The sequence below is a fragment of the Pseudomonas quercus genome (assembly GCF_012033695.1).
Lineage (GTDB): Bacteria > Pseudomonadota > Gammaproteobacteria > Pseudomonadales > Pseudomonadaceae > Aquipseudomonas > Aquipseudomonas quercus.
The window spans coordinates 179190-203589 of the sequence record NZ_JAAVJI010000003.1; the positions used below are offsets into that span (position 1 = coordinate 179190).

At 60.7% G+C, this 24400-nt stretch carries 21 protein-coding genes; 2 read left to right on the plus strand and 19 right to left on the minus strand.

Annotated features, from left to right (window positions below; translation table 11 throughout):
- Positions 1 to 2: 2 nt before the first annotated feature.
- The 12 genes from HBH25_RS07205 to gbpA are packed head-to-tail and all read right to left on the minus strand — an operon-like array spanning position 3 to position 10617.
- Positions 3 to 1070, minus strand: a complete 1068-nt coding sequence (locus tag HBH25_RS07205) for a hypothetical protein (protein ID WP_168082967.1) — start codon at positions 1068 to 1070, stop codon at positions 3 to 5.
- A complete protein-coding gene (locus HBH25_RS07210) occupies positions 1067 to 1897 on the minus strand; it encodes a type II secretion system minor pseudopilin (RefSeq protein WP_168082969.1) in 831 nt (276 codons plus the stop codon). The genes HBH25_RS07205 and HBH25_RS07210 overlap by 4 nt, the downstream gene beginning before the upstream one ends.
- Positions 1898 to 1911: 14 nt before the next feature.
- Complete coding sequence (locus HBH25_RS07215; protein ID WP_168083508.1) at positions 1912 to 2451, minus strand: type II secretion system protein GspJ; 540 nt, start codon at positions 2449 to 2451, stop codon at positions 1912 to 1914.
- Entirely contained in the window at positions 2441 to 2782 is a 342-nt protein-coding gene (gene gspI, locus HBH25_RS07220) for a type II secretion system minor pseudopilin GspI (RefSeq protein WP_168082971.1), read from the minus strand. Before gspI ends, HBH25_RS07215 begins: the two co-directional genes overlap by 11 nt.
- Entirely contained in the window at positions 2779 to 3252 is a 474-nt protein-coding gene (locus HBH25_RS07225; RefSeq protein ID WP_168082973.1) for a prepilin-type N-terminal cleavage/methylation domain-containing protein, read from the minus strand. The genes gspI and HBH25_RS07225 overlap by 4 nt, the downstream gene beginning before the upstream one ends.
- A complete protein-coding gene (gene gspG, locus HBH25_RS07230) occupies positions 3249 to 3686 on the minus strand; it encodes a type II secretion system major pseudopilin GspG (RefSeq protein ID WP_168082975.1) in 438 nt (145 codons plus the stop codon). The genes HBH25_RS07225 and gspG overlap by 4 nt, the downstream gene beginning before the upstream one ends.
- Positions 3687 to 4883: a type II secretion system F family protein gene (locus tag HBH25_RS07235; RefSeq protein WP_168082977.1), complete on the minus strand. Its 1197-nt coding sequence runs from the start codon at positions 4881 to 4883 to the stop codon at positions 3687 to 3689. It abuts the gene before it with no gap.
- On the minus strand, positions 4880 to 6310 hold the full coding sequence (locus HBH25_RS07240; protein WP_324616870.1) for a GspE/PulE family protein: 1431 nt from the start codon (positions 6308 to 6310) through the stop codon (positions 4880 to 4882). The genes HBH25_RS07235 and HBH25_RS07240 overlap by 4 nt, the downstream gene beginning before the upstream one ends.
- Positions 6303 to 8144, minus strand: a complete 1842-nt coding sequence (gene gspD / locus HBH25_RS07245; protein ID WP_168082981.1) for a type II secretion system secretin GspD — start codon at positions 8142 to 8144, stop codon at positions 6303 to 6305. Before gspD ends, HBH25_RS07240 begins: the two co-directional genes overlap by 8 nt.
- Entirely contained in the window at positions 8141 to 8605 is a 465-nt protein-coding gene (locus HBH25_RS07250) for a hypothetical protein (protein ID WP_168082983.1), read from the minus strand. Before HBH25_RS07250 ends, gspD begins: the two co-directional genes overlap by 4 nt.
- Positions 8599 to 9108 (minus strand): cytochrome b, encoded by a 510-nt coding sequence (locus tag HBH25_RS07255; RefSeq protein ID WP_168082985.1) that lies wholly within the window; start codon positions 9106 to 9108, stop codon positions 8599 to 8601. The genes HBH25_RS07250 and HBH25_RS07255 overlap by 7 nt, the downstream gene beginning before the upstream one ends.
- Positions 9109 to 9162: 54 nt before the next feature.
- Positions 9163 to 10617, minus strand: a complete 1455-nt coding sequence (gene gbpA, locus HBH25_RS07260) for an N-acetylglucosamine-binding protein GbpA (RefSeq protein WP_168082987.1) — start codon at positions 10615 to 10617, stop codon at positions 9163 to 9165.
- A gap of 234 nt (positions 10618 to 10851) precedes the next feature.
- Here gbpA and HBH25_RS07265 point away from each other — a divergent pair, with 234 nt between their 5' ends.
- Both HBH25_RS07265 and mazF read left to right on the plus strand, forming a co-directional pair.
- The gene (locus HBH25_RS07265; RefSeq protein WP_168082989.1) at positions 10852 to 11094 is read left to right on the plus strand and encodes an AbrB/MazE/SpoVT family DNA-binding domain-containing protein; all 243 of its coding nucleotides are present in this window, start codon (positions 10852 to 10854) and stop codon (positions 11092 to 11094) included.
- On the plus strand, positions 11094 to 11432 hold the full coding sequence (gene mazF, locus HBH25_RS07270; protein ID WP_168082991.1) for an endoribonuclease MazF: 339 nt from the start codon (positions 11094 to 11096) through the stop codon (positions 11430 to 11432). The genes HBH25_RS07265 and mazF overlap by 1 nt, the downstream gene beginning before the upstream one ends.
- 45 nt (positions 11433 to 11477) lie before the next feature.
- On the opposite strand, the gene hemE is transcribed toward mazF, so the two are convergent.
- The 7 genes from hemE to HBH25_RS07305 form a co-directional block, all read right to left on the minus strand.
- Positions 11478 to 12542, minus strand: coding sequence for a uroporphyrinogen decarboxylase (hemE, locus tag HBH25_RS07275; RefSeq protein WP_168082993.1), 1065 nt, complete (start codon positions 12540 to 12542; stop codon positions 11478 to 11480).
- Positions 12543 to 12640: 98 nt separating this feature from the next.
- Positions 12641 to 14062, minus strand: coding sequence for an FAD-dependent oxidoreductase (locus tag HBH25_RS07280; protein WP_168082995.1), 1422 nt, complete (start codon positions 14060 to 14062; stop codon positions 12641 to 12643).
- Between the two features lie 126 nt (positions 14063 to 14188).
- Positions 14189 to 18637: a glutamate synthase large subunit gene (gene gltB / locus HBH25_RS07285; protein WP_168082997.1), complete on the minus strand. Its 4449-nt coding sequence runs from the start codon at positions 18635 to 18637 to the stop codon at positions 14189 to 14191.
- A gap of 363 nt (positions 18638 to 19000) precedes the next feature.
- Positions 19001 to 20590, minus strand: coding sequence for an AAA family ATPase (locus HBH25_RS07290; RefSeq protein WP_168082999.1), 1590 nt, complete (start codon positions 20588 to 20590; stop codon positions 19001 to 19003).
- 10 nt (positions 20591 to 20600) lie between these two features.
- A complete protein-coding gene (aroB, locus tag HBH25_RS07295; RefSeq protein WP_168083001.1) occupies positions 20601 to 21704 on the minus strand; it encodes a 3-dehydroquinate synthase in 1104 nt (367 codons plus the stop codon).
- Between the two features lie 49 nt (positions 21705 to 21753).
- Entirely contained in the window at positions 21754 to 22272 is a 519-nt protein-coding gene (aroK, locus tag HBH25_RS07300) for a shikimate kinase AroK (protein WP_168083003.1), read from the minus strand.
- 4 nt (positions 22273 to 22276) lie between these two features.
- Positions 22277 to 24379: a type IV pilus secretin PilQ gene (locus HBH25_RS07305; protein WP_168083005.1), complete on the minus strand. Its 2103-nt coding sequence runs from the start codon at positions 24377 to 24379 to the stop codon at positions 22277 to 22279.
- Positions 24380 to 24400: the final 21 nt, after the last annotated feature.

The window sequence follows — 24400 nt, forward strand, 5'->3', positions numbered from 1 at the left end:
GTTCACTTTCCGCCCTCCGTAAGCGTGCCACGCCAGCGACTGCCCTGCGCTGCCACATCCATCACCCGCCAGGTGCCCTGCTCTAGCGCCTGAACGTCCTGAAGACGCTGCGCGCTCAGCGCTACTCGCCACTGCTTGCCTGGAGCCAAAGACACGGCATGAAGCTGCAACCCTGGCGTCGCATCCATGCGCTGCAGCAATGGCCCAAGCGTTGATAAGGCAGAGGACACTTGACCGGCTTTAGCGTGTGATAGCCGCGCCAACAGCGCCGGTGTTAAGGGCTGGCCAGGGAACAGCTGAGCCACACGCTGCTCATTGTATTGAGCAAGCGTTTGATTGCCCGCCAGCAGTGCCGTACCGGTACGGTAATCGGCCGCGCACATCAGGGCGAAACAGCCTGTAGCCAGCGCAAGCGCAAGGCCATAGGGCCGGTAGGCCAGGCGGCCGGCGCCTTCGAGCAGGTCAATACCGCTAGGCGCAGTGCTCAGCACCTGTTCCATGTATTCCAACCCTGTCTCAGGTGCGTACAAACGGGGGATTGGCTGAGTTAGGGTACGTTCCAGCGCGCTTAGCCAGGCATCCGTCGCGGCCAGCCTTGGCAAGCCCTCCCCGCCTATGAGCCAACGGTTGGCGCACCATACTGCGCCGGGCTCCTGCGGCCCACACAGGTCTGCATCGATATAGAGGGCGCTGATGCCTGGCAAGGCGCTGCGCAGGCCATGAGCTAGCGCCGCATGGTGCTCACGGTCGGTGACCCAGGCGGCATACCGCCCTTGGGCATCACGTTGCCCGCGCCAAGCCCGCAGGCTTTCCAGTGGCTGAAGCAGTTGTTCTTCTAGCTCGAACAGCAATGCCTCAGGCGTAGGTGCACGGCGCTCTTTCCACGGTGCGCACAGGTGCCAGCTGAACCGCTCAACAGGCAAGATGACGTTAACCCGTTGCCTGCCTAGCAAATGGGCCGCATGTGCCAAGGGCGCTTCAAGGTTTCCCACGGTTGGGCTAAATACCCAGCAGGGCTGTGATGCAAGGGCCTCGCAGCGTTGAGGCAACAGGTATAGCCAGGTTGTCATGAGGCGGGCCCATTCTCGTCTGGGGCGCGTAACCCGCGCCTTAGGATGCGGGGGTGGCCATCTGCAGGCGCCAGTTCAATATCGGTCAACAGGCGCAAGCGGCGTTGGTGCTTCTCGGCAAGCAGTTCAAGCCGGAACCATCGGCTGGTCAGCCCCAGGTCGTTAGCAGCCAGCGGTATGTTTTCCAGGCCCGGCTGCAGGCGCCAGGCCTGGAGAGTGCTGAACCCTTGGCGCGGCCGGTCCCTGACAAGACGTTGTGCAACGCTCAAGGGAATGCCTAGGCTCGCCAATACCGGTGCAGCGGCCGTGTTGACGTTCAACCTCGCCGCCTCGGGCAACCAGGCCACTGCTGGGCTTAGCCGTTCAAGCCAAGGCCGGGTGACGCCGGGCACCAGCCGCCATTGGCTGAGGTCACGCCAACCTGATACCTGAACGGCAGAGAGCGGTACAGCCGGAAGGTCAAGAGCCGCCAGCAGCTGCTCGAATTGCGAGACTGCCCCCCGCCTTGGACGATTGCCAGTCAACACGCCCAGGTTGAAGCGGCCTGCCAGGTCCTTCGTCGTTAGGTGCACTCGGGTGCCATCCTCCAGCACCCAGGTATAGGGCTCAGCCCAAGGCTGCCCTAGGTGAACCATGGGCGGTTTGCCCTTTTCCCAGCGCGGCAAACGCCGGATAGCCATTGCCTCGCCGGCCATAAGGGCCCGGCGCAGCTGGGAAACGTCTAACTGTGTTGAGGTTGCCGCCAAGGTGATGCGTTGCTGGCGAATCAGTGTTTCGATCAGCAATAAGGCCAACGTCATCACCAGCAATACACTTAACAGGGCCATACCTTGCTCGCGCCTCACAGCCGGCGCTCCGGCCAGGGGAATACACGCGTGACGGTGCCGAACAGCGCGTGCTTCAAGGTCAGGCGTACAGCTTGTGCCTGGCAAGGCGGCAGGCAGGCCTTCTGCCAGGCATGGCTGGCATCCAGCACGTGCCATTGCGCGGCCATAAGCCCGTGAAGCAGTGGCCGTTGCGTAACTGCACCGTTGTCGCCACGGGCATGCCGCCACAAGGTGCCGTCGCTGACGCGATAGCTCACCACCTGCATTTCACTGCGCGGTAGGTCCAGCGGGTTACGCCAGCCTGCGCTGCCTAACGTGAGTTGACGGCTGTCCAGGTACAAAGGGGTGTACCAAGCACTCGCGTGCAGGCTGTCATGGTCGATGGCCGCCAGGGTACGTTGTAGCTCACGCAGTGCCTGGCCCCGTTGCGTAATGCGCTGTTCGGCACGCGTCGCCAGCTCGAACAGCCGTGCACAGGCAATACCCAGCACTCCGAACAGCGCTACGGCTATCAGAAGCTCCACCAGCGTAAAGCCCCTTGACTCATGGCGCATTGACCACACCCTGCCAGCTGTCCAGCATGTCGCCGCCTGGTGTTTCACGCACTTGCACATGCAAGTCGCCGGCAGGGGTTGCCTGTTGCTCTAGCCACCACTGATACCCGGCAAGTTGCACCGGTTGGCTTCGGGTATCGCGCGCTACCAGCTCTAGGGTAAGCGCCGCCAGATGGTTGTCCAACGCAAGGCTTGCAAACCAGCGCGCTTCCAGCCGTTGCTGGGCCAGCGTTGCCCAGTGAACGGCTGCCAATACGGCAGCTGCAAGCGTGGCAAACACCGCCAAAGCTACCAGCAGTTCGACCAGGGTAAACCCACGCGTACCGTTCATGGGCCAGGCTCCGGGTCCGTTACCCCGTCACTGCGTAGCACAACGTAGGTTTGCTGATCCGCTTGCACGCTCAGCTCGAAAGCCGTCAATTCATCGCTGGCCAGCGCCAGCAGTTGGGGCCTTTCGGGCACGTCCGTGGGCAAGGCTACGGCCTGCCCTTCGATGCGCAGCTGCCAGGCCAAGCCAGCAGGAAGCTGGCGGGGGCGCTGCAAAGGCACCCAGCGCCCCGCCTGCAACACCATGGCGCACCAGCGGGTTTGAGTCAGGGCGATGGCATGCTGCTGATCCAGCAGTACTGCCTGCTGACGTAACGCGGTGAGTTGGTTCCCAAGTTCTGCGGCCTGCTGGCGCCCTTCGCGCTGAGGGTCTGGGCCCATAGCCAGGCTTACTGTGCCTGCCAGCAGGCTTATCACAATAAGCACGACCAGCAGTTCAAGCAGGGTGAAGCCGCCTGCGTTATTCGCCTTCAAGGCGCCCATGCCTCCAGGTCAGTTGCGCTCCCTGTACCGCCGGGCTGCTTGTCCGCACCTAGGGAGAGCAGCTCGATGGCGTTGTCCTTGAGGGTATAGCGGTACGGCGAGCCCCAGGGGTCTACGGGCACTTGGCGTAAATAGCCACGCGGGCTCCAGTGCGGCGCTGGCGGGTCGGTGTCAGGGCGTGCGACCAGTGCCTGCAACCCTTGCTCGGTGGTAGGGTAGTGGCCATTGTCCAGGCGGTACATTTCCAAGGCCGTTGCAATGGCTTTAAGGTCGCTGCGCGCGGCAGTCACCTTCGCTTGATCGGGGCGGTCCATGAACTGTGGCACGATCAAGGCGCCCAGCACCCCGATGATGACCACCACAATCATGATTTCAATCAGAGTAAAGCCCCGCTGAGCGCGGGCTGCGCGATTAGGTTGACGCATTCAAGTCACCAGTTGGTTAAGGCTGAGAATGGGCAACAGCACGCCCATCACGATAAACATCACCACCAGGCCCATGCCTACGAGCATGAGCGGTTCGAACAGGCTCAGGGCAAGGGCGATCCGATTGGCCAGCAGCTTCTCCTGCTGCTCGGCAGCGCGCTGCATAAGCCCGGACAGGTCGCCGGACTGTTCACCACTGGCAATCAACTGCAACATCAATGGGCTGATGGCATCGGTCGCGCCCAGCGCAGCGGCCAGTGAACCGCCCTCTGCGACCCGCTGGGCAACATCTGCCAGGCGGTTGCGCAAGGCCAGGTTGGTCACCACCGCGTTGGCGATGCGCAAGGCGGCCAATAGCGTGACGCCACTGCCCAACATGATCGCCAGGGTACTGATGTAGCGGGCCGCCTCGGCATTGCGCAGGGTGCTGCCCAGCAAGGGGACCCGCAGCCATTGACCGTGCAGCCAAGCCCGCGCCGCTGGCCTGCGAAGTGCCACACGACCGCCCAAGGTGAGTGCTGTGAGGGTGGCAATCAGGTAGGGCCAGGCCAGGCCGACTGCTTCAGTCAGGTGCATGAGCAGGCGCGTAGGCAACGGCAGTGCCTGGCCGCTGCCGGTGAACAGCGCCAGAATGTCTGGCACCACATAACCCAGCAGAAAACCCACAATCACAGTGCTGACCAATAGCAGTAACGTGGGATACACCAACGCGGTGCGAATGCGCTGCTGCGCCAGTTGCCGGGCCTCTAAATGATCGGCCAGCTGTTCCAGTACCTTGCCCAGGTGGCCCGATTGTTCTCCGGCCTGTACGGTTGCGCGGTACAGGCTAGAGAACACGCGTGGCTGGTCGGCCATGGCCGCCGCCAGGCTTCTGCCTTCCAGCACGCCATTGTGCAACGCCTGAATAACACGGGTAGCCGAAGGCGACTGCAGCTGCCGTATCACCGCTTCCAGCGCATTGGCCAACGGCACTGCCGCCTGTAGCAACGTGGCCAGTTGGCGTGTGGCCAGCGTAAGCTCTGCTACACGGAGCCGAGGCGTACGTGGGTACAGGTGTGCGCCTACCGGGGCAACCTGCCGGGGGATCAGGCCACGCCGGCGCAGTGCCTGGCGCAGGGCATGGGGGTTAGCGGCCGCTTCGATACCCTTGTGAAGGTTGCCTTGGGCGTCCGAGGCGTGGAAACGGTACCGGTTCACGGCTTTACCTCTACCACCCTGCGTACTTCGGTCAGGCTGGTCAGCCCTGCCGTTACAGCCCGCAGGCCCGCTTCAGCAAGGCCTGGTGATTGCTGCCTGGCCAGGTGCTCCAACTGCTGTTCCGAGGCGGCTTCGTGTATGGCACGGGTCAGCGCTGCGTCCACCTCAATCAATTCGTACAGTGCCATGCGCCCTCGATAGCCGTGATGGCACTGCGCACAACCTGCAGCTTCATACTGCCCGCTACCGGTCGGCTGGCGGCAATGCACGCACAGCAACCTCACCAGGCGTTGCGACTGCACGGCAACTACGCTGGATGCCAATAGGTAAGCGTCCACGCCCATGTCCAGCAAACGGGTAATGGCGCCTACAGCACTGTTGGTGTGCAAGGTCGATAGCACCAGGTGCCCGGTGAGTGAGGCCTGTATGGCCACTTCGGCCGTTTCACGATCACGAATCTCACCCACCATGACCACGTCCGGATCCTGACGCAGGATGGCCCTCAGGCCGCGGGCGAATGTCATGCCCGTGCGCGTATTGACGGGGGATTGCCCAACACCCGGCAGTTGGTACTCCACGGGGTCTTCCACTGTAAGGATGTTGCGCGATTGCTCCCGTATGCTGGCCAGGGCCGCGTACAGGCTGGTGGTTTTGCCGGACCCTGTAGGCCCGGTTACCAGAAAGATGCCATGGGGGCGCGCCAATACACCTTTGAGCCGGTTCAGGTCATTCCCCGGCGGCATGATGTGGTCCAGGCTGAGCAATACCGCGCTTTTATCCAGCAAGCGCAGTACCACGCGCTCCCCCTGGACACAAGGCAAGGTAGACACACGAATATCAATATCATGGCCAGCCAGGCGCAAGGCGATGCGGCCATCCTGAGGCACACGCTTTTCAGCAATGTCCAGGCCCGCCATTACCTTAAGCCGGGACACTAAGGCCGCCGATGCCTCGCGCCGGGTCCGCAGCACTTCGCGCAATTGACCATCTACCCGCAGGCGAACCACTACAGCACTGTCTTCGGTCTCCAGGTGAATGTCAGAAGCCTGCTCACGGATCGCTTGTGCCAGCAAGGCGTTGATTAACCGAATGACTGGCGCCTGTGCCTCATCTTCGAGCAGGTCAATATTGTGAGGCAGGTCCACGGCCAGCCGGTCCAGGTCATGGTCCTGCTGCAATCCCTCGGCCACGTTCAGCGCGTCGCCTTCGGTGCCTTGGTAATGACGTGCGACGGCTTGGTCGAAGGCAGGCTCGCCCAGCACAGACAACGTGTATTCGCCGCCCAGCCAGCGCCGCACCTCAGAACAGGTGGCCCAGGAGGGCAAGCTGCGACACATCAATACCGGCGCAGACGCCGTGCCACTGATAAACACCCCAGCTTGCCGGGCGTAGCGAAATGGGACTTGAGGCGGCAGTGGCTCATTGATCTTCAAGGCGCTTTCCATCGAACAGGGTCTGCGGATCAAGGGGTAACCGCCGGTCATCAGCCCGCTCAATGACCTCGGTTTCCACGGCTTGCGCACGCCGCCACTGGCGATCGGCCAAGGCTGTCTGGGCAGCGGCGTCCCGCATTACCGTCGGGCGTAGAAACACCATCAGGTTGGTCTTGACCTGGGTGTCGCGTCGCCAGCTGAATAGCCGGCCTATCCACGGAAGGCGTTTGAGGCCTGGCACGCCGCTTTCCGTCTGGCGCACGCTGTCCTTGATAAGCCCACCTAACACGATGATCTGCCCGTCTCGCGCCAGGATGGTGCTTTTCACGCTGCGCTTGTTGGTAATCAGGTCCTTGACGGCGGCATCTGTCGTAGGCGCAACTTCCGAGTTCTCCTGCTCAATCTCAAGCCGCATGGCATCGCCATCATTGATATGAGGGCGGATCCTGAGCTTGATGCCTATGTCCTTGCGCTCCACTGTGGTGAAGGGATTGTCCGCCCCACTGTTACCGGTGGTATAGCTACCTGTCAGGAAAGGCACGTTCTGGCCCACCAGAATTTCTGCTTCTTGGTTATCCAGCGTCATCAGGCTGGGCGTGGACAGCAAATTACTGTTCACATTGCTGGCCAACGCGGAGACCAGCAGGCGGAACCGGTCGTTACCCAGGCGCAGCAAGCCCCCATCCGGTAGTGGCAGCTCATCGGCCAAGACACCGACAGGCGAAATGCCAGCCCCCGGGAAGCTCGTGGAGCCTCCGAGATCTCCCCGTTGCAAGCCCCATTGCACCCCTAGGGCTTCGCTGGTATCGCCGCTTATTTCAACGATGGCCGCCTCGATCATCACTTGAGCCCGCGGCTGGTCGAGCTGCTCTACCAAGGCCTGCAAGGTACGGATGGCTGCTGCGGGGCCGATCATCACCAAGGCATTCTGGCTTTCGTCTGCGCGCACACTGGCGACCTGAGCCTTACCAGCACGCTCAGTGGGCAGGCCTGCCTGAGGCTCGCCTGCCTGTTGCCCAAGAGGATCGAGCACGTCAGCCAGTTGCCGAGCATCGCTATGTCGCAGGTGCATAACGGCTGCATTGCTATTGGCCGCACGGGGAACGTCCAGGCTAAGGGCAAGCGTTTGCAAGCGTTGACGCACCGCCGGTGGGCCTAACAGTACCAGCCTTCGGCCTGCCGCATCGGCGATCACGCGGGTCGTGTCATCACCCTTGCGCTGGGAGGCCTGCTTGAGTATCCCAGCCAACTCCTCGGCATCTGCGTGCTGCAATGGCATCACCTCATGGCCTACCTGCTCGCCACTGTCCAACCGTGCAGCAAGGTTCAGTACGCGCTGGGCATTGGCCGCTGTATCCGTGATGACCAGTGCGTTGGCGGAGGCGGAGGGCCCCACGTAGCCATGTGCCGACACCAGAGGTTTAAGGAGCGCAGCAAGGTCACTGGCATTGGCGCTATTGAGCGCTAGCACGCGGGTGACCACGCCCAGTGCAGTAGCGCTGTTGGCCCGTGCCTTGGCCTCGGCGGCTGGAACGATCAGCAGCCTGCCTTGATCTTCCACCGCCGCCAGGCCGCTGTTTTCAAGCACCGCGTAGAACAGCGCACGTACCTGTTCACGGTCCATTGGCTGGTCGGCGCGCAAGGTCAGCCGTGCCTTGGCCTTAGGGTCCACAATGGCCGTCAACCCCAGAATGTTGGCCACTTCCACGGCCACGTGGGTGACATCGGCATCCTCCATGGCCAGCATCCAGGTTTGTGGGGCGGCCTGGGCGATGCTCCCTATCAGCATCGATAACAGGAGCATTGCCCCTCTGATTGCAGGTGTCATGGCTGCGGCACCTGCGACGAGAGCGGTGTGAGATAGCGGGCGTTTTCAAGGCTAGAGGCCAAGGACAATACCACTGCCTTCCCGGCCTGCCATAACTGAGCCCGCCCCGCTTCAATGGCTCGCACCTGGCTACCATCCGGCAACCTTTCACCCATGCCATAGGCGCGCACAATGCCAGCGTGCTCCACCAGAATGCGTGAGTGCTCACCGGCGACCACACTGGCTTTGAGCTTCAATGCCGATGGTGCGTGAGCCAAGGGCTGTTCGGGTGGCAGGTCGAACAGCCTGGCGAGCACCTGCGGTGAAACAGCCGCTGGAGGTTGGGTGACTTGCAGGGGGGCTGGCAGGGTCGGCGTTGCAGGCAACGGCAGGCGCCAGAGGCGATAAGCTGCCGCCGCCATGCCTATCGCCGCCAACACAGGCAATACCCAGGCAACACGCCCCTCCATAACGGTCAACACATGCGCCTCAGTACCGGTTGGCCAGCCAATGCATGCTTGAGGACGGCCAGTACATGCACGCCCACTAGGCCAGCCAGTACATAACAGCTGGCGATATGTACGGTATGGAACCCACCGGTGAGCGCGGGAGATTGGAGCGGCTGGGGCAGCGCAAACCAGCCGAACACGACGATTGGGCGTTCCATCATCAACACCCCGGTAACTAGCACTACCGTGATGGTGAAATACAGCAACAGGTGCACGGCTGTTGCCAGGCGGCCCATGAGTGCCGGGGGTTGCGCCACAGCCCGTCCACGCCGCCGGAAAGCCAGCAGGCAGCGCCATATGAACAGGGGGATCATCAGCGTCGTGAGCGAGACGTTGACCCAGGCCACCCAGTGTTTTACGTCGGCCGCTACCGGCAGAAGTGCCACGTAGAAGCCTGCCAGCAGCGCCCACAGAATGATCCCGGCATTAAGCCAGTGCAGCAGTTTATGGGTTGTCGAATAGGGTAAGGGGTTCACAACATCACTCCAAGTTGCCTTGGTTTTGCGCCAAGGCAACGCAGTCCAGCCTTATTAGCGAGCGATCCAGGCGTCTTCCCAATGGCTGCCTACACCAGGCTCATACTGGCTGGCGGTCGCGCTGTAGATGTTGCACCAGCCTTCGGCCGGGAACGGCTTGCACTCGTATACCTGCTCGTTCTTCGGCTGCAGTACACGCGTGCCTGCCTTGTAGTTGCCCAGGCCGTTGGGGAACACGTTGTCGTAGTCAGCGGCCCCATCGCCGGTCAGCTGAACGGCTTCACTGACCTGCAGGTTCGCCCGGCCATCCTCGCTGCTACCGATCACCGTGAGGCGGTAATCGCCTGGCATGCCGCGTACGCTCAGGCTGAGCGGGCTGTCACCCGGCTCTACCACCTGCCGTAGCGTACCTACAGGCTTGTGTTGGGTGTCATACACGCCGGCTTCGATATTCAGGCGCCGGTTGGTGCGAACAGTCAGGCTCAGTTCGGCCTGGCCTTTCACCAGCTCGTAGGCGGGTTGCAGTTGCTCCAAGGAAAGGCGCGCGTCCAGGTCTGGCTTGAGGTCGAAGCCCATCTGGTAGTTGGTGACGCCTGAGTCGGCCTTGGCGTAGATGCTGTTGGCGCCGCGTACCGGCTCGATGTTGCCGCTTTCATCACGCATGCCGGCGCGTATCAACTGCTGGGTTGCGTTGATTTTCGTGGCCAGGTCGAAAGCCCAGTTAGCTGGCTGGCCCTGCTCAGCGGACGCAATGTCCAGCGTAATGCTGTGTTCGGGGCTTTCAGTGCCGCTACGGAAAGCACGGGCTGTCACGGTATCACCTGGCAGCAACACTTGAACGGCGGGAATGTTGGCCACGCCTTTCCAGCCGTCGATAGGGGCTGGGCCGGTTTCTGCGGTAATGTCCACATCCGCAACGTTATAGAAGGCCGCTGCGGTATCGCCCACGGTCCAGATCCCGTACACCACATGGTAGCCGGTACGGTCTGCAGGCAAGGTGCATGCGTGCTTGTTCTTGAGCGGGCCGCTGCCGCCAGCGGCACCTTCGATAGGCACTTGGTTACCCGTATCGAAGCTGCAGAAAGGCTCTGCATCCAGCGCCGCGCGGGTAAGGGGCTCGTTCGGGTTCCAGCCCTGACGGGTGATGTAGTATTCGAACTTGGTGGCCGGGTGTGCCGCAGTAAATTGCCAGTCGAACGTCACGTCGCGTTCAGCCAGTTCGGTCTTGGTCCAGCGCCCTGCGGACTGGACATCAAGCGAGCTTCCCAGCGACTTACCGCCGCTGGCCAGTTGGCCATCGGCCGGGCCAAGGGCAGGAAAGCCTTTGTCGGTTTCACCGACACTCTGAGGCTCGTACTGAGCAGCCCCGCAATTGGCGTTCAGCCCTTGCTGACAAAGCGCTGCACGGGAAGGGGGGTACGACAAGTAGCCATGGGCGGCTGCCTGCCCTGCGACAATGGCGGCGCACACCCCCAGTGCCAACTGGTGCGGCTTGAAAAATCCTTTCATCTGATAAGTCCTCTAACAGTCACGATGCCTTCGGGTTGTGATGCTTAACCGAAGGCCGCGTACGCTAAAGGCTTACGCGCCGGACTTCTTTAGGACTTAATCTGAAACAATCTTATCGCCTACCGGTAAGGCTAAAGAGGGGGAAGACCCCACTTGAGTTCATGTCTTCAGGTTGATGCCGAGCCCAAGGATCGGTATCGTATCTTCATTGTTGATACGCATTAGGGGCGTCGTATGCACGTACTTATTAAAAAGTGGGGAAACAGCCCATCTGTCCGCATTCCAGCTGCGGTAATGAAGCTTGCGAAGCTATCGCTTGATACGCTGGTGGACGTTCGTGCTGAAGGAGGCCGAGTCGTTATCGAGCCGGTATACCCCAGTGAGATTGATCTGGATTCACTGGTTGCAGGTATCACCTCAGACAACATGCATTCCGAGGCTGACTTTGGCAATGCCGTTGGCAAGGAAACGTTTTAATGGTTCGCCGTTATATCCCGGATTCCGGGGATATTGTGTGGCTCTACTTTGACCCTCAGGCCGGCCATGAACAAGCAGGCCATCGCCCAGCCCTTGTATTAAGCCCGTCAAATTACAATGGCAAAACCGGCTTGATGCTGTGTTGCCCAATGACAACACAGCTCAAGGGGTATCCGTTTGAAGTTGAAATCAGCGGTGAACGTGCAGGTGCAGTGCTTGCAGATCAAGTCAAGAGCCTGGACTGGCGAGCGCGCAAGGCCGAATTCAAGGGCAAGGTCTTACCCGCTGAACTCAGTGCCGTGCGCATTCGCGCTATCGCACTGATTGGAAAGCCTTAGGGGCCCACATGCTCAGGCTGGCACAGCACCGTTTCAAGACGCTTATCAGCCGTGATAACCGGCCGACAGCTCGTGCACCGCGTCGATAAAGGCACCAGCATGGGCTGGGTCTACTTCCGGAGTAATGCCGTGGCCCAGGTTGAACACATGGCCGGTGCCGTGCCCGTAGCTGGCCAGAATACGCCCCACCTCGGCGCGAATGGCCGCGGGTTTTGCATAGAGCACGCTAGGGTCCATGTTGCCTTGCAGCGCCACCTTGTCACCCACGCGACGGCGAGCGTCGCCGATGTCGCAGGTCCAGTCCAAGCCCAGGGCGTCTGCACCCGCATCGGCAATGGATTCCAGCCACAAGCCACCGTTCTTGGTGAACAGAATGACCGGCACCTTGCGGCCGTCATGCTCACGAATCAGGCCGCTTACGATCTGCTTCATGTAGGCCAGGGAGAACGTCTGATAGGCAGCTGATGACAGGTTGCCCCCCCAGGTATCGAAAATCTGCACCGCCTGGGCACCTGCGAGGATCTGGCCATTCAGGTACGCCGTTACAGACTGCGCGAGCTTGTCCAACAGTGTGTGCATGGCCTGAGGTTGGTCGTACACCATGGCTTTGGTCTTGCGGAAGTCCTTGGACGAGCCGCCTTCAACCATGTAAGTGGCCAACGTCCATGGGCTACCGGAAAAACCGATCAGGGGAACGCTGCCATTGAGGGCGTGGCGGATGGTACTCACAGCATCCATCACATAGCCCAGGTCTTTTTGGGCATCAGGAATTGGCAACGCGTCGATGTCTGCTTCGGTGTTGATTACCTTGCGAAAACGCGGCCCCTCGCCGGTTTCGAAATACAGGCCCTGGCCCATGGCATCGGGAATGGTGAGGATGTCCGAGAACAGGATGGCAGCATCCAGTGGGTAGCGCTCCAGGGGCTGCAGGGTGACTTCGCAAGCAAACGCCGGGTTCTTGCACAGGCTCATGAAGTCACCTGCCTTGGCGCGGCTGGCGCGGTATTCGGGCAGGTAGCGGCCGGCCTGGCGCATCATCCACACCGGGGTCACGTCTACCGGTTGCTTGAGCAAGGCGCGCAGGAAGCGGTCGTTTTTCAAAGGAGTCATGAGGGTATCCGGAAAAAAAGTATCGGTATTTTCTCAGACACCAACATAAAAGGCACGGCATGGCGCCGTGCCTTTTATTTATTGCCCCCATTACCCTTTCAGAGCTGCAGGTAATCCATGATGCCTTCAGCCGCCGTGCGGCCTTCGAAAATGGCCGTAACCACTAGGTCCGAGCCGCGTACCATGTCTCCACCTGCGAAGACCTTGGGGTTGCTGGTCTGGTGCCGGTACTGGCCACCGGCTTCGGGGGCAACCACACGGCCCTGGCTGTCCAGCTGGATGGCGTGCTGGTTGAACCAGTCGGCCGGGCTGGGGCGGAAGCCAAACGCGATCACTACGGCATCGGCCGGCAGAATCTCTTCCGAACCAGGAATCGGCTCTGGGCTGCGACGGCCGCGTGCATCGGGTTCACCCAAACGCGTCTCCACCACCTTCACGCCTTCTACCTTGTCTTCGCCCACAATGGCGATAGGTTGCCGGTTATAGAGGAAGCGTACGCCCTCTTCCTTGGCGTTTTTCACCTCACGGCGAGAGCCTGGCATGTTGGCCTCGTCACGGCGGTAGGCGCAGGTCACGGTTTTGGCGCCTTGGCGAATGGAGGTACGGTTGCAATCCATCGCCGTGTCGCCACCACCGAGCACCACCACGCGCTTGCCCTTCATGTCCACGAAGTCTTCCGGCGCCTTTTCAAAGCCCAGGTTACGGTTCACGTTGGCAATCAGGAAGTCCAGCGCATCGTGTACGCCTGGCAAGTCTTCGCCGGGGAAGCCACCTTTCATGTAGGTGTAGGTGCCCATGCCCATGAATACGGCGTCGTACTCGGCGAGCAACTGATCCATGGTGATGTCCTTGCCTACCTCGGTATTGAGGCGGAACTCAATGCCCATGCCGGTGAAGATCTCCCGGCGGTTGCTGAGCACGGACTTTTCAAGCTTGAACTCAGGGATGCCGAAGGTCAGCAGGCCGCCGATTTCCGGGTTGCGGTCGAACACCACAGGCGTTACACCACCGCGTACCAGCACATCGGCGCAGCCTAGGCCAGCCGGGCCGGCGCCAATGATTGCTACGCGCTTGCCCGTAGGCTTGACCTTGGACATGTCCGGGCGCCAGCCCATGGCAAAGGCTGTGTCGGCAATGTATTTCTCTACCGAACCGATGGTGACCGCGCCGAAGCCGTCATTGAGCGTACAGGCGCCTTCGCACAGGCGGTCCTGTGGGCACACGCGGCCGCACACTTCGGGCAGGGTATTGGTTTGGTGGGCAAGCTCAGCCGCAGCCAGGATATTGCCCTCCGAGACCAGTTTGAGCCAATTGGGAATGAAGTTGTGCACAGGGCATTTCCATTCGCAATAGGGGTTGCCACAGCCCAGGCAACGGTGGGCTTGCTCACCGGCCTGTTGTGGCTTGAGGGGTTCGTAGATCTCCACGAACGCCTTCTTGCGCTGGCGCAGCAGCTTTTTCTTCGGGTCCTTACGGCCGACCTCGATGAACTGGAAGTCGTTACTCAAACGTTCTGACATATAGGCGCCTCACGGCGCAGCTTCAAGCTGCAAGCTTCAAGCTGCAAGCAAAAATTCGGTGTTCGGGAGAGCGCGCCTCAAGCTTGCAGCTTGTAACTTGCCGCTTGGGGCTCGCCCGCCAGGGCGTTATTGAGGGCTGGCAATGGTGCTGGACAACAGCGACTTCAAGCTCGCAGCCTTTGGCTTCACCAGCCAGAAGCGGCGCAGGTAGTCGTCCAGGTTTTCCCAGAGGTTACGGCCCCATTCGCTATCGGTTTCTGCCACATACTCGGCCAGCACCCCTTCCAGGTGGCTACGGTAGGCTTCCATCGCCTCGCCGCTGATACGCTGGATTTCTACCAGCTCATGGTTCACCCGGTCTACGAAGGTATTGTCCTGATCCAGCACATAGGCGAAGCCGCCAGTCATGCCCGAGCCGAAGTTGTAACCGGTTCGGCCCAGCACGCAGACGAAGCCTCCTGTCATGTATTCACAGCAGTGGTCGCCCGTGCCTTCTATCACTGTGTGAGCACCGGAGTTGCGCACGGCAAACCGCTCGCCGGCGGTACCGGCAGCAAAGAGCTTGCCTCCGGTGGCGCCATACAGGCAGGTATTGCCGATGATGGCGCTGTCCTGGGTCCTGAACGGGCTACCCTTGGGCGGCACGATCACCAGCTTGCCACCCGTCATCCCCTTGCCCACATAGTCGTTGGCGTCGCCTTCAAGGTACATGTTCAGGCCGCCGGCATTCCACACGCCAAAGCTTTGCCCCGCCGTGCCTTGGAAGCGGAAGGTCACCGGCGCATCGGCCATGCCTTGGTTGCCATAACGCTTGGCAATTTCGCCTGATACACGTGCGCCGATGGAGCGGTCGCAGTTGCACAGGTCCATGGCATAGTCGCCGCCCGTGCGCGCTTCGATACCGGCGAGCGACAGCTCGACCATTTTCTCCGCCACCAGCCCCTTGTCGAACGGGGGGTTGCGTTCGGCTTCGCAGAACTGCGGCTTGTTGGCCGGTACATGGTCACTGCCCAGCAGCGGGGTAAGGTCGAGGTGGTTCTGCTTGGCGCTTTCGCCAGCCAATACGTCCAGCAGGTCAGTGCGGCCAATCAGCTCGCCCAGGCTGCGTACACCCAGCCGTGCCAACCACTCGCGGGTTTCTTCGGCCACGAAGGTGAAGAAATTCACCACCATGTCTACTGTGCCAATGTAGTGGTCCTTGCGCAGTTTTTCGTTCTGCGTGGCCACTCCGGTAGCGCAGTTGTTCAAGTGGCAGATACGCAGGTACTTGCAACCCAGGGCGATCATGGGCGCCGTGCCAAAGCCGAAGCTTTCTGCGCCCAGAATTGCAGCCTTGATCACGTCCAGGCCTGTTTTCAGGCCACCGTCAGTCTGTACTCGAACCTTGCCGCGCAGGTCGTTCCCGCGCAGGGTCTGGTGGGTTTCAGCCAGGCCCAGCTCCCACGGGCTGCCCGCGTACTTGATGGAGGTAAGCGGCGAAGCCCCGGTGCCGCCGTCATAGCCGGAGATGGTGATCAGATCGGCGTAGGCCTTGGCCACGCCAGCCGCAATGGTGCCTACCCCGGCTTCCGAGACCAGCTTGACCGACACAAGGGCCGCCGGGTTGACCTGCTTAAGGTCGAAAATCAGCTGCGACAGGTCTTCGATCGAATAGATGTCGTGGTGCGGCGGCGGTGAAATCAAGGTAACGCCAGGCACGGCATAACGCAGCTTGGCGATCAGGCCATTGACCTTGCCACCAGGCAACTGCCCGCCTTCACCCGGCTTGGCCCCCTGGGCCACCTTGATCTGCAATACCTCGGCGTTCACCAGGTATTCAGGCGTCACGCCAAAGCGGCCGGTAGCCACCTGCTTGATCTTGGAGCTACGTACGGTGCCGTAGCGGGCTGGGTCTTCACCGCCCTCGCCGGAGTTGGAGCGTGCACCCAGGCGGTTCATGGCCTCAGCCAATGCCTCATGGGCCTCTGGTGACAGGGCGCCCAGGGAAATACCCGCCGAGTCAAAGCGCTTGAGAATAGCTTCCAGAGGCTCGATGTCGCTCAGTGGCAACGGCTGTTCAGCTTCACGGACCTTGAGCAGGTCGCGCAGCATCGAGACCGGACGCTTGTCCACCAGCGCCGTGTACTCCCTGAACTTGGCGTAATCACCCTGCTGCACGGCAGCCTGAAGCGAGTTCACAACATCCGGGTTGTAGGCATGGTATTCACCGCCATACACGAACTTGAGCAGGCCACCTTGCTGGATTGCCTTGCGCGGGCTCCAGGCCTCGGCAGCCAAGGCTTTCTGCTCTGCTTCCAGGTCAATGAAACGAGCCCCCTTGAGGCGGCTGGCCACGCCACGGAAACACAGTTCGGTCACTTCGTCCGCCAGGCCGATCGCTTCGAACAGCTGCGCACCTCGGTAGGAGGTGACCGTGGAAATCCCCATCTTGGAGAGGATTTTCAGCAAACCTTTGGTAATACCCTTGCGGTAGTTCTTGAACACCTCGAACAGATCGCCTAGCACTTCCCCGGTGCGAATCAGGTCACCGAGCACTTCGTATGCCAGGAAGGGATAGATCGCCGAAGCACCAAAGCCTATCAGTACCGCGAAATGGTGGGGGTCACGCGCTGTAGCCGTTTCCACCAGGATGTTGCTGTCACAACGCAGGCCTTTTTCTACCAACCGGTGGTGCACCGCACCTACGGCCATGGCCGCATGAGCAGGCAACCTGCCTTGGGCGATGGCCCGGTCGCTGAGCACGATCTGGGTCTTGCCTCCGCGCACCGCTTCCTCGGCCTGGTCCGCGATGTTACGAATGGCGGCTTCCAGGCCCAGATGCTCATCGTAATTGAGGTCGATCAGCTGGCGGTCGAAACCTTCGCGGTCCAGGTTCATCAGCGCACGCCACTTGGCAGGCGAGATCACCGGCGAGCTGAGAATCACCCGGGAGGCATGCTCCGGCGACTCCTGGAAAATGTTGCGCTCTGCGCCCAGGCAGATTTCCAACGACATCACGATAGCTTCACGCAAGGGATCGATTGGCGGGTTGGTCACCTGCGCGAACTGCTGGCGGAAGTAGTCGTAAGGGGTGCGTACCCGCTGGGACAGCACCGCCATAGGCGTGTCGTCGCCCATGGAGCCTACTGCTTCGTACCCCTGCTCACCCAATGGGCGCATGACCTGATCGCGTTCTTCGAAGGTGACCTGGTACATCTTCATGTATTGCTTCAGGCGGTCGGTATCGTAGAAATCCGAACCATGGTCGTGGTCGTCCATCTTGGCCTGGATACGCAGCGCATGGCGGCGCAACCACTGCTTGTACGGGTGGCGCGACTTGAGCCGGTCATCAATGGCATCGGTATCGAGGATCTGCCCGGTTTCGGTATCCACGGCAAAGATCTGGCCTGGCCCTACACGGCCTTTGGCAATCACATCTTCGGGCTTGTAGTTCCACACGCCAATTTCAGACGCCAGGGTGATGTAACCATTGCGGGTCGTGACCCAGCGCGCAGGCCGCAGGCCATTGCGGTCCAGCAGGCAGACGGCGTGGCGCCCTTCGGTCATGACCACGCCAGCCGGGCCGTCCCAGGGCTCCATGTGCATGGAGTTGTATTCGTAGAAGGCGCGCAGGTCAGGGTCCATGGTTTCGACGTTCTGCCAGGCTGGTGGAATCAGCATGCGCACACCGCGGAACAGGTCGATGCCACCGGTGACCATCAGCTCAAGCATGTTGTCCATGCTGGAGGAGTCCGAGCCAACCCGGTTGACCAATGGGCCTAGCTCATCCAGGTCTGGGATCAAGTCATTGGCAAACTTTGTACGCCGGGCCTGGGCCCAGTTACGGTTGCCGGTGATGGTATTGATTTCACCGTTATGGGCCAGGAACCGGAAAGGCTGTGCCAGTGGCCACTTGGGCAAAGTGTTGGTAGAGAAACGCTGGTGGAACACGCAGATCGCGGTTTGCAGCCGTTCATCGCTCAGGTCTGGAAAGAAGGCCGCCAGGTCGGCGGGCATCATCAGGCCTTTGTAGATGATCGTTTTCTGCGAAAAACTGCAGATGTAATGGTCTGTGTCCCCGGCATTGGATACCGAAGAGCGGCGCCGTGCGCTGAACAGCTTGATCGCAAAGGCTTGGTCAGTCAGGCCTTCCCCACCTACGAATACCTGCTCGATCTTCGGCAGTCGTTCCAGGGCCAGTTGGCCCAGTACCGACGTATTGATCGGCACCTGGCGCCAGCCAATGAGCTGCAAGCCAGCGGCGAGGATTTCACGGTTCATGTTTTCCCGGGCAGCGTCGGCGCGGGCGTCGTCCTGATTAAGGAACACCATGCCCACGGCATACTGCCGTGGCAGTTCGGCGCCAAAGTGTTCCTTGGCAATGGCCCGCAGGAACTGGTCAGGTTTCTGCATCAACAAGCCGCAGCCATCGCCTGTTTTGCCATCGGCGTTGATACCGCCGCGATGGGTCATGCAGGTCAGGGCCTCAATGGCTGTTTGCAACAGGTTGTGGCTAGCCTCGCCGGTCATGTGGGCAATGAGGCCGAAACCGCAGTTGTCCTTGAATTCTTCGGGATTATACAGACCTGTTTTCATAGACACGTTCTCACCAGGCTTGCCGCTCAAAGGGGCAAATGCTCTTTAATTCCAACCGCTTACCTTCTGCGCCGAACGAGCGTCAGCTTTGCAGAGGCAAAAGGGCAGTCATTGTACACAGCAGGGCTGTGTGCCACAAATTTGATGACGAACCAATGTATTTTGATGTCGCCAATCTGAACGAAATTAACTGCCTTTATGATGTAGCAGGGCAGCCTGAGTCAATGGATTATTGGCTTCGCATCAGAGGGCTTGTGGCCGGCGGGCACTTTGAAGGGCACGAAGCCCACGGCGGGGTGCGCAGTGGGCTTTGAGTTGACTCGGGGACGTCAGGAGAGCGGCGCGGATGGCGCCGCTGGGCCTTCAGCGGGCTGAAGCAAGCTCTTGTTGGACGCTGGCGACAGTTCTAGGCCAAGGTTTACCAGCCTGAACCTTCGCTGGCAAGTTCTTGATGGCATCAACCGCTGCAGAGCGGTTGCTAAAGCTGCCATACGTAACTACGTACAGTGGCTTGCCTTGCAGTGTTTTCTTGAAGTAGCGGTATTCGCCGCCCTGCTCACGCACGTAAGACTGGGCAGCGCTTTCGGAACTGGTGCCGAATATCTGCACGACATAGTTACCAGGCGACTGCGCGGTATACCAGCTGGCGCCCAGGTCTTTGGCGACTGGTTTTTCGACAGCCTTCTCAACAGGCGGCTTAACGGGTGCAGGCTTGGCCATGGCCAGTTGCTGTGCCGGTTTGGGGGCCGGAGCCGGTTTTGCCGCTACGGCGGGCTCTACTGGCTTGGCTGGCGGCGTGGCAGGCACGGGCACAGGCGTAGTGGCCGGGCCTGGTGTAGCACCCGCAGGCGGTGCACTGGTAGTGACCATAGGTGGTTGATCAGACCCTGTATCTTCTACAGGCGGTGCGTCGTCGTCTTCAGCCCCTGCTGCAGAGGCCAAAGGCTCACGCATTACAGGCTGACCGTTGAGCGGCAGGGGTTTGGAGTTGCCAGCGAACTCGATGGCAGGGTTGCCGTCCTGGTTAGGTTGCGCACTGCCAGGCTGACCTTGGCCCAAAGGTAACTGGGCCTGCTCGGCGCCGGGCGTTGGCGCCTTGTTATGACCCGATAGCAAGCCTGCGGCGGCGACGACAATCACCACTACAGCAGAAAGGGCCAGCAGGTATTTCTTAGGCATTTTTAGTCCTATGGAGGGTCGCTTACCCGCGGAGCGACTGGCGATCATTGCCTCGATCAGCGAATCCCGCGCGGCCTGGTTGATAGGCCCAGGCCACCCGGCAGAGGATTCGTGAATGTCCGCGATCTGCTCGTTGCTGAACAATGCAATACCTTTACCAGCACCTTCCAGGCGCTGTGCCAGGTATTCACGTGTTTCTTCCAGAGTGTAAGGCTGAAGCTCGATGACGTGGTAACGCTCGGGGCCAGCATCCAGCTGCTCCAGCACCGGTACTACCGACGGCTCGCCGAACAGAAATACGTGCGGGCGCCCTTCAGGCACGCCACCTGCTAGCTCCAGCAGGGCTTCGAGCCCGGATTCGTCGAGTTGTTCCGCATCGTCCACCAGCAGGTAAACTTCCTGCCCGGTAAGGCCCAGCTGCACAACGCGGTTGAGGATGCTGTCTACCTCCGCTTCGCCCGTGGCCGTACCTTGTGCAATCTGGCTCAATACGCCTGCTGCACTGCCGGCGCCGCGTGCTGAGATCACAACGCTGACAACCGACTGTTTGTTGGTACTGGCAACCAGGGCCTGGCGCAGCAGGGTCTTCCCGCTCCCATGTGGGCCGGTTACCACCAGCATCAACTGGCTGTAGCGCGCCAAGTGGTGCAGTTGACCAAGTACCGGCTTGCGCTGGGCAGGAAAGAACTTGAAACCAGGCACCCTTGCAGCGAAGGGGTCGTGTTCCAACTGGTAGTGACCGAGGAAGGCCTCATCGGCATGCAAACTTGTCATCGAACTCTCGTTAACCTCGAAGCTGAGCCACAATAGCGCTGTAATCCGCCGTCAGCGTGGCCTTGAGTATCTCGGGGGCATAGTCATCCGTCACAACGGCCTCGCCCAATTGACGCAGCAGCACCAGACGCATACGCCCATCAAGCACTTTCTTGTCTACAGCCATGTGGCGAAGGAAATCATCGGCGCTCATTTCAACCGGCGGCACCACGGGCAAGCCAGCACGCACCAGCAAGCGAATGCCACGGTCGCGGGCCGCGGCATCGATCCAGCCCAAGCGCATGGACATCTCAAGCGCCATGGCCGTGCCTGCCGCCACTGCCTCCCCGTGAAGCCACACACCATAACCCATCTGGGTCTCGATAGCGTGGCCGAACGTATGGCCGAGATTCAGGGTAGCGCGAACACCGGACTCTCGCTCATCGGCATTCACCACCACTGCCTTGGCAGCACATGAGCGGCTAATGGCTTCGGTCAGTGCCGTTTGGTCCACAGCCACCAGCGCGGCCATGTTTTCTTCCAGCCAGGCCAGAAACGGCAGGTCATGAATCAGCCCGTACTTGATGACTTCCGCCAACCCTGCGGACAGCTCCCGTGGCGGCAGTGTGCGTAAGGTGGCCGTATCGATCACAACGGCCTGTGGCTGGTAGAACGCGCCCACCATGTTCTTGCCCAACGGGTGGTTGATGCCGGTCTTGCCGCCCACCGAAGAGTCCACCTGGGAGAGCAACGTCGTGGGTACCTGGATGAAGTCCACCCCACGCTGATAGCACGCGGCGGCAAAACCGGCCATGTCGCCAACCACTCCCCCGCCCAAGGCGATAATCGTGGTACGACGGTCATGGCGTGCCCCCAACAGCGCATCGAAAATCTGCTGCAACGTTTCCCAGTTCTTGTGGGCTTCGCCATCAGGCAGCACAACCGGAAGCACCGAACAGCCTTCCAGCGCTTTGCTCAACTGCTCCAGATACAGCGGCGCGACCGTTTCGTTGGTGACAATCGCCACCTGCCGCCCAGCCAAGTAGGGCAGGAATAGTTCGGGAGTGCTCAGCAGGTGCTCGCCGATATGAATCGGATAGCTACGCTCAGCCAGTTCAACCTTGAGTGTGTGCATCGTTTTGCAAATCCAGGCGTTGGGCCGCTCATCCAGTGGGCCGAAAATATCACCGAGGCGGCAGGTGCCTCAGGCGGTCGAGAATATCCATTACTACCATCCGGGGAGGCCGCTCATCGGTTTCGACCACCACGTCGGCGATCTCCCGGTACAGCGGGTCGCGAACCTCCAACAGGGCTCGCAGCGTCGCTTCGGGGTTGGCGGTACGCAACAGCGGCCGGTTCCGGTCGCGCGCAGTGCGCCCTACCTGCTGCTCTACGGAAGCGTGAAGATACACCACCCTGCCGCCAGTGCGCAGGATGCGCCTGTTGGCGTCTCGCATCACAGCGCCTCCGCCCGTAGCCAACACCACACCGTCATGGCCGCATAGTTCGGCCAGCATGGCATGTTCCCGTTCACGAAAGCCGGCCTCACCCTCCTGATCGAAGATCCAGGGGATGTTGGCACCACAGCGTGTCTCGATTTCCTTGTCGGAATCCCGGAAGGGCAAGCGCAGTTCTTTGGCCAGCAAACGGCCGATGGTGCTTTTCCCTGCGCCCATCGGCCCAACGAGTATCAGATTTCGCACAGCATCAATGACTCACAGCAATCGCCTGGTTATTCATGATACGCGGAGTCAGGAACACCAACAGCTCGGATTTGGATTCCGAGACCACGTCTCGGCGGAATAGTCGGCCAACATACGGTACATCGCCGAGAAATGGCACCTTATCCGTGGTTTTGGTCTGGTTGTTGGAGAACACACCGCCGATCACGATGGTTTCACCGTCATTGACCAGCACCTTGGCGTTCACTTCGTTCTTGTCAATCGGTGGAACACCCAGCACTTGCCGGAGGTAATCCGGAGCATCCTTGGTCACCTTCACTTCCATGATAATACGGTTATCAGGCGTGATCTGGGGCGTGACCTCAAGCGACAGAGCGGCTTCCTTGAAAGAAACGGTCGTCGCCCCGCTGGAGCTGGATTCCTGATAAGGGATTTCCTGGCCCTTGAGGATCTTGGCCGTTTCCTTGTCTGAGGTGACCACCTTGGGTTGTGATACCACCTCGCCGTTGCCGGTGCTTTCCATGGCGCTGAGTTCCAGGTCGATCAGCGTGTTGCTGGTCACAAAGCCCAGGCCAATGCCGGAGGTGGCGTCGGTAACCCCCATGTCGACGAAGGGCACATTGGTACCAACGTCGCTACCGGTGTTGCCGGCCTCATCGCCATTGTTGTCCAGGCCATAGATGGTCGTATTACCGTGGCCTCTGGATGTACCGCCCCAGCGCACACCCAAGGCCTTGTCATACCCTACGTTGGCCTCCACGATGCGGGCCTCGATCATCACCTGGCGAACAGGAATGTCCAGCTGCGCCACAATGCGCCGCAGCTCATCGAGGCTGTCCTGAGTCTGGTAGGCGATGATGCTGTTGGTACGGTCATCGACCGTGATGGAACCGCGTACATCTGCGTTGTCCTTGGCGCCCGTGACGGACTGGAACAGCTTGGCAATGTCAGCGGCCTTGGCATAGTTCACCTGGATAAGGTCGCGCCGCAGGGGAGCCAGCTCCTGCAACTGCTTCTGGGACTCCAGCTCCTGGCGCTCGCGGGCGGCGATTTCGTCAGCGGGCGCTACCAGCAACACATTGCCGATCTTTCGTTTATCCAGGCCCTTGGTTTTCAGCACAAGGTCCAGCGCCTGATCCCATGGCACGTTTTGCAGGCGCAGGGTAATGCCGCCCTGAACGGTATCGCTGGCCACCAGGTTGAGGTTGGTGAAGTCAGCAATGAGCTGCAGCACCGAGCGCACGTCGATGTCCTGGAAATTGAGCGAAAGCTTTTCGCCGGTGTAAACGTTCCGGTCGGCATTGCGCCGTTGCAGGTCTTCGTTGGTCAACGGGCGAACACTGAGCGTAAGCTTGTTCTCGGCCTGGTAGGCGGAGTAATCGAAGGCGCCGGAAGGCTCGATGGTCACCGTGGCGTTACCGCCGGCTACCGTGGAACTCACGTATTGCACCGGGGTAGCGAAATCCTTCACGTCCAGGCGAAGGCGCAGCGGGTCGGGCAAGGCAGTATTGGCGAAGGTAACGATGATCTTGCCGCCTTGCTCCTTGATATCAGGGCTGATGCCTTGATCGCTCAGGTCAATGACCACATTGCCCTCGCCCAATGACCCCCGTTGGAAATCCACGCTGCGAATGGCCTTGCCAACGGGCACAGGCGTAGATGACCGGGAGGTACTTGCAGAGGCGGCAGCCGGGCGAGCAGCAGTGGCCGCTCCAGGTGCTGCGGGCCGGGAAGCCTGTACGGCATTGGCGCCCTGGCCAATCAATACGAATACATTGTTGCCTTCGGCACGCGTGCTGTAAGGCACCAGCGTCGCCAGGTTGACGATCAGGCGGGTACGGTCCTTGGCCTCGATCAGTGACAGGGTTCGCGCATTCCCTACCCCTAGGTCACGGCTGCGGTTGGCAACCGCCGTTACAACACCGGGGAAATCCAGCGCGATACGGGCAGGGTCCTCGGTGGTATAGCCGCGCGGCAAGGTCACCGGGCTGTCGAAGGACAGCTTCAGTTCCACGCGGTCACCCGGCAAGGCGGCCACGTCGAGCGTCTTGAGGGTGGCCGCCAGCAGGGCCGGAGATGCCAGCAACGCGACCAGCGCGAGGCCAAAGGCGGAGAAAATCCTGTTCATTGTTTGGTTCCACTGAGCTTG

What these genes read in the sequence shown, in the direction of transcription:
- gspI (WP_168082971.1), bottom strand. Translation starts at nt 2,782, where the DNA reads ATGAACGGTACGCGTGGGTTTACCCTGGTCGAACTGCTGGTAGCTTTG.
- HBH25_RS07205 (WP_168082967.1), bottom strand. Translation starts at nt 1,070, where the DNA reads ATGACAACCTGGCTATACCTGTTGCCTCAACGCTGCGAGGCCCTTGCA.
- HBH25_RS07290 (WP_168082999.1), bottom strand. Translation starts at nt 20,590, where the DNA reads ATGACAAGTTTGCATGCCGATGAGGCCTTCCTCGGTCACTACCAGTTG.
- gbpA (WP_168082987.1), bottom strand. Translation starts at nt 10,617, where the DNA reads ATGAAAGGATTTTTCAAGCCGCACCAGTTGGCACTGGGGGTGTGCGCC.
- HBH25_RS07210 (WP_168082969.1), bottom strand. Translation starts at nt 1,897, where the DNA reads ATGGCCCTGTTAAGTGTATTGCTGGTGATGACGTTGGCCTTATTGCTG.
- HBH25_RS07305 (WP_168083005.1), bottom strand. Translation starts at nt 24,379, where the DNA reads ATGAACAGGATTTTCTCCGCCTTTGGCCTCGCGCTGGTCGCGTTGCTG.
- aroB (WP_168083001.1), bottom strand. Translation starts at nt 21,704, where the DNA reads ATGCACACACTCAAGGTTGAACTGGCTGAGCGTAGCTATCCGATTCAT.
- gspD (WP_168082981.1), bottom strand. Translation starts at nt 8,144, where the DNA reads ATGACACCTGCAATCAGAGGGGCAATGCTCCTGTTATCGATGCTGATA.
- HBH25_RS07215 (WP_168083508.1), bottom strand. Translation starts at nt 2,451, where the DNA reads ATGCGCCATGAGTCAAGGGGCTTTACGCTGGTGGAGCTTCTGATAGCC.
- hemE (WP_168082993.1), bottom strand. Translation starts at nt 12,542, where the DNA reads ATGACTCCTTTGAAAAACGACCGCTTCCTGCGCGCCTTGCTCAAGCAA.
- gltB (WP_168082997.1), bottom strand. Translation starts at nt 18,637, where the DNA reads ATGAAAACAGGTCTGTATAATCCCGAAGAATTCAAGGACAACTGCGGT.
- HBH25_RS07280 (WP_168082995.1), bottom strand. Translation starts at nt 14,062, where the DNA reads ATGTCAGAACGTTTGAGTAACGACTTCCAGTTCATCGAGGTCGGCCGT.
- HBH25_RS07265 (WP_168082989.1), top strand. Translation starts at nt 10,852, where the DNA reads ATGCACGTACTTATTAAAAAGTGGGGAAACAGCCCATCTGTCCGCATT.
- mazF (WP_168082991.1), top strand. Translation starts at nt 11,094, where the DNA reads ATGGTTCGCCGTTATATCCCGGATTCCGGGGATATTGTGTGGCTCTAC.
- gspG (WP_168082975.1), bottom strand. Translation starts at nt 3,686, where the DNA reads ATGCGTCAACCTAATCGCGCAGCCCGCGCTCAGCGGGGCTTTACTCTG.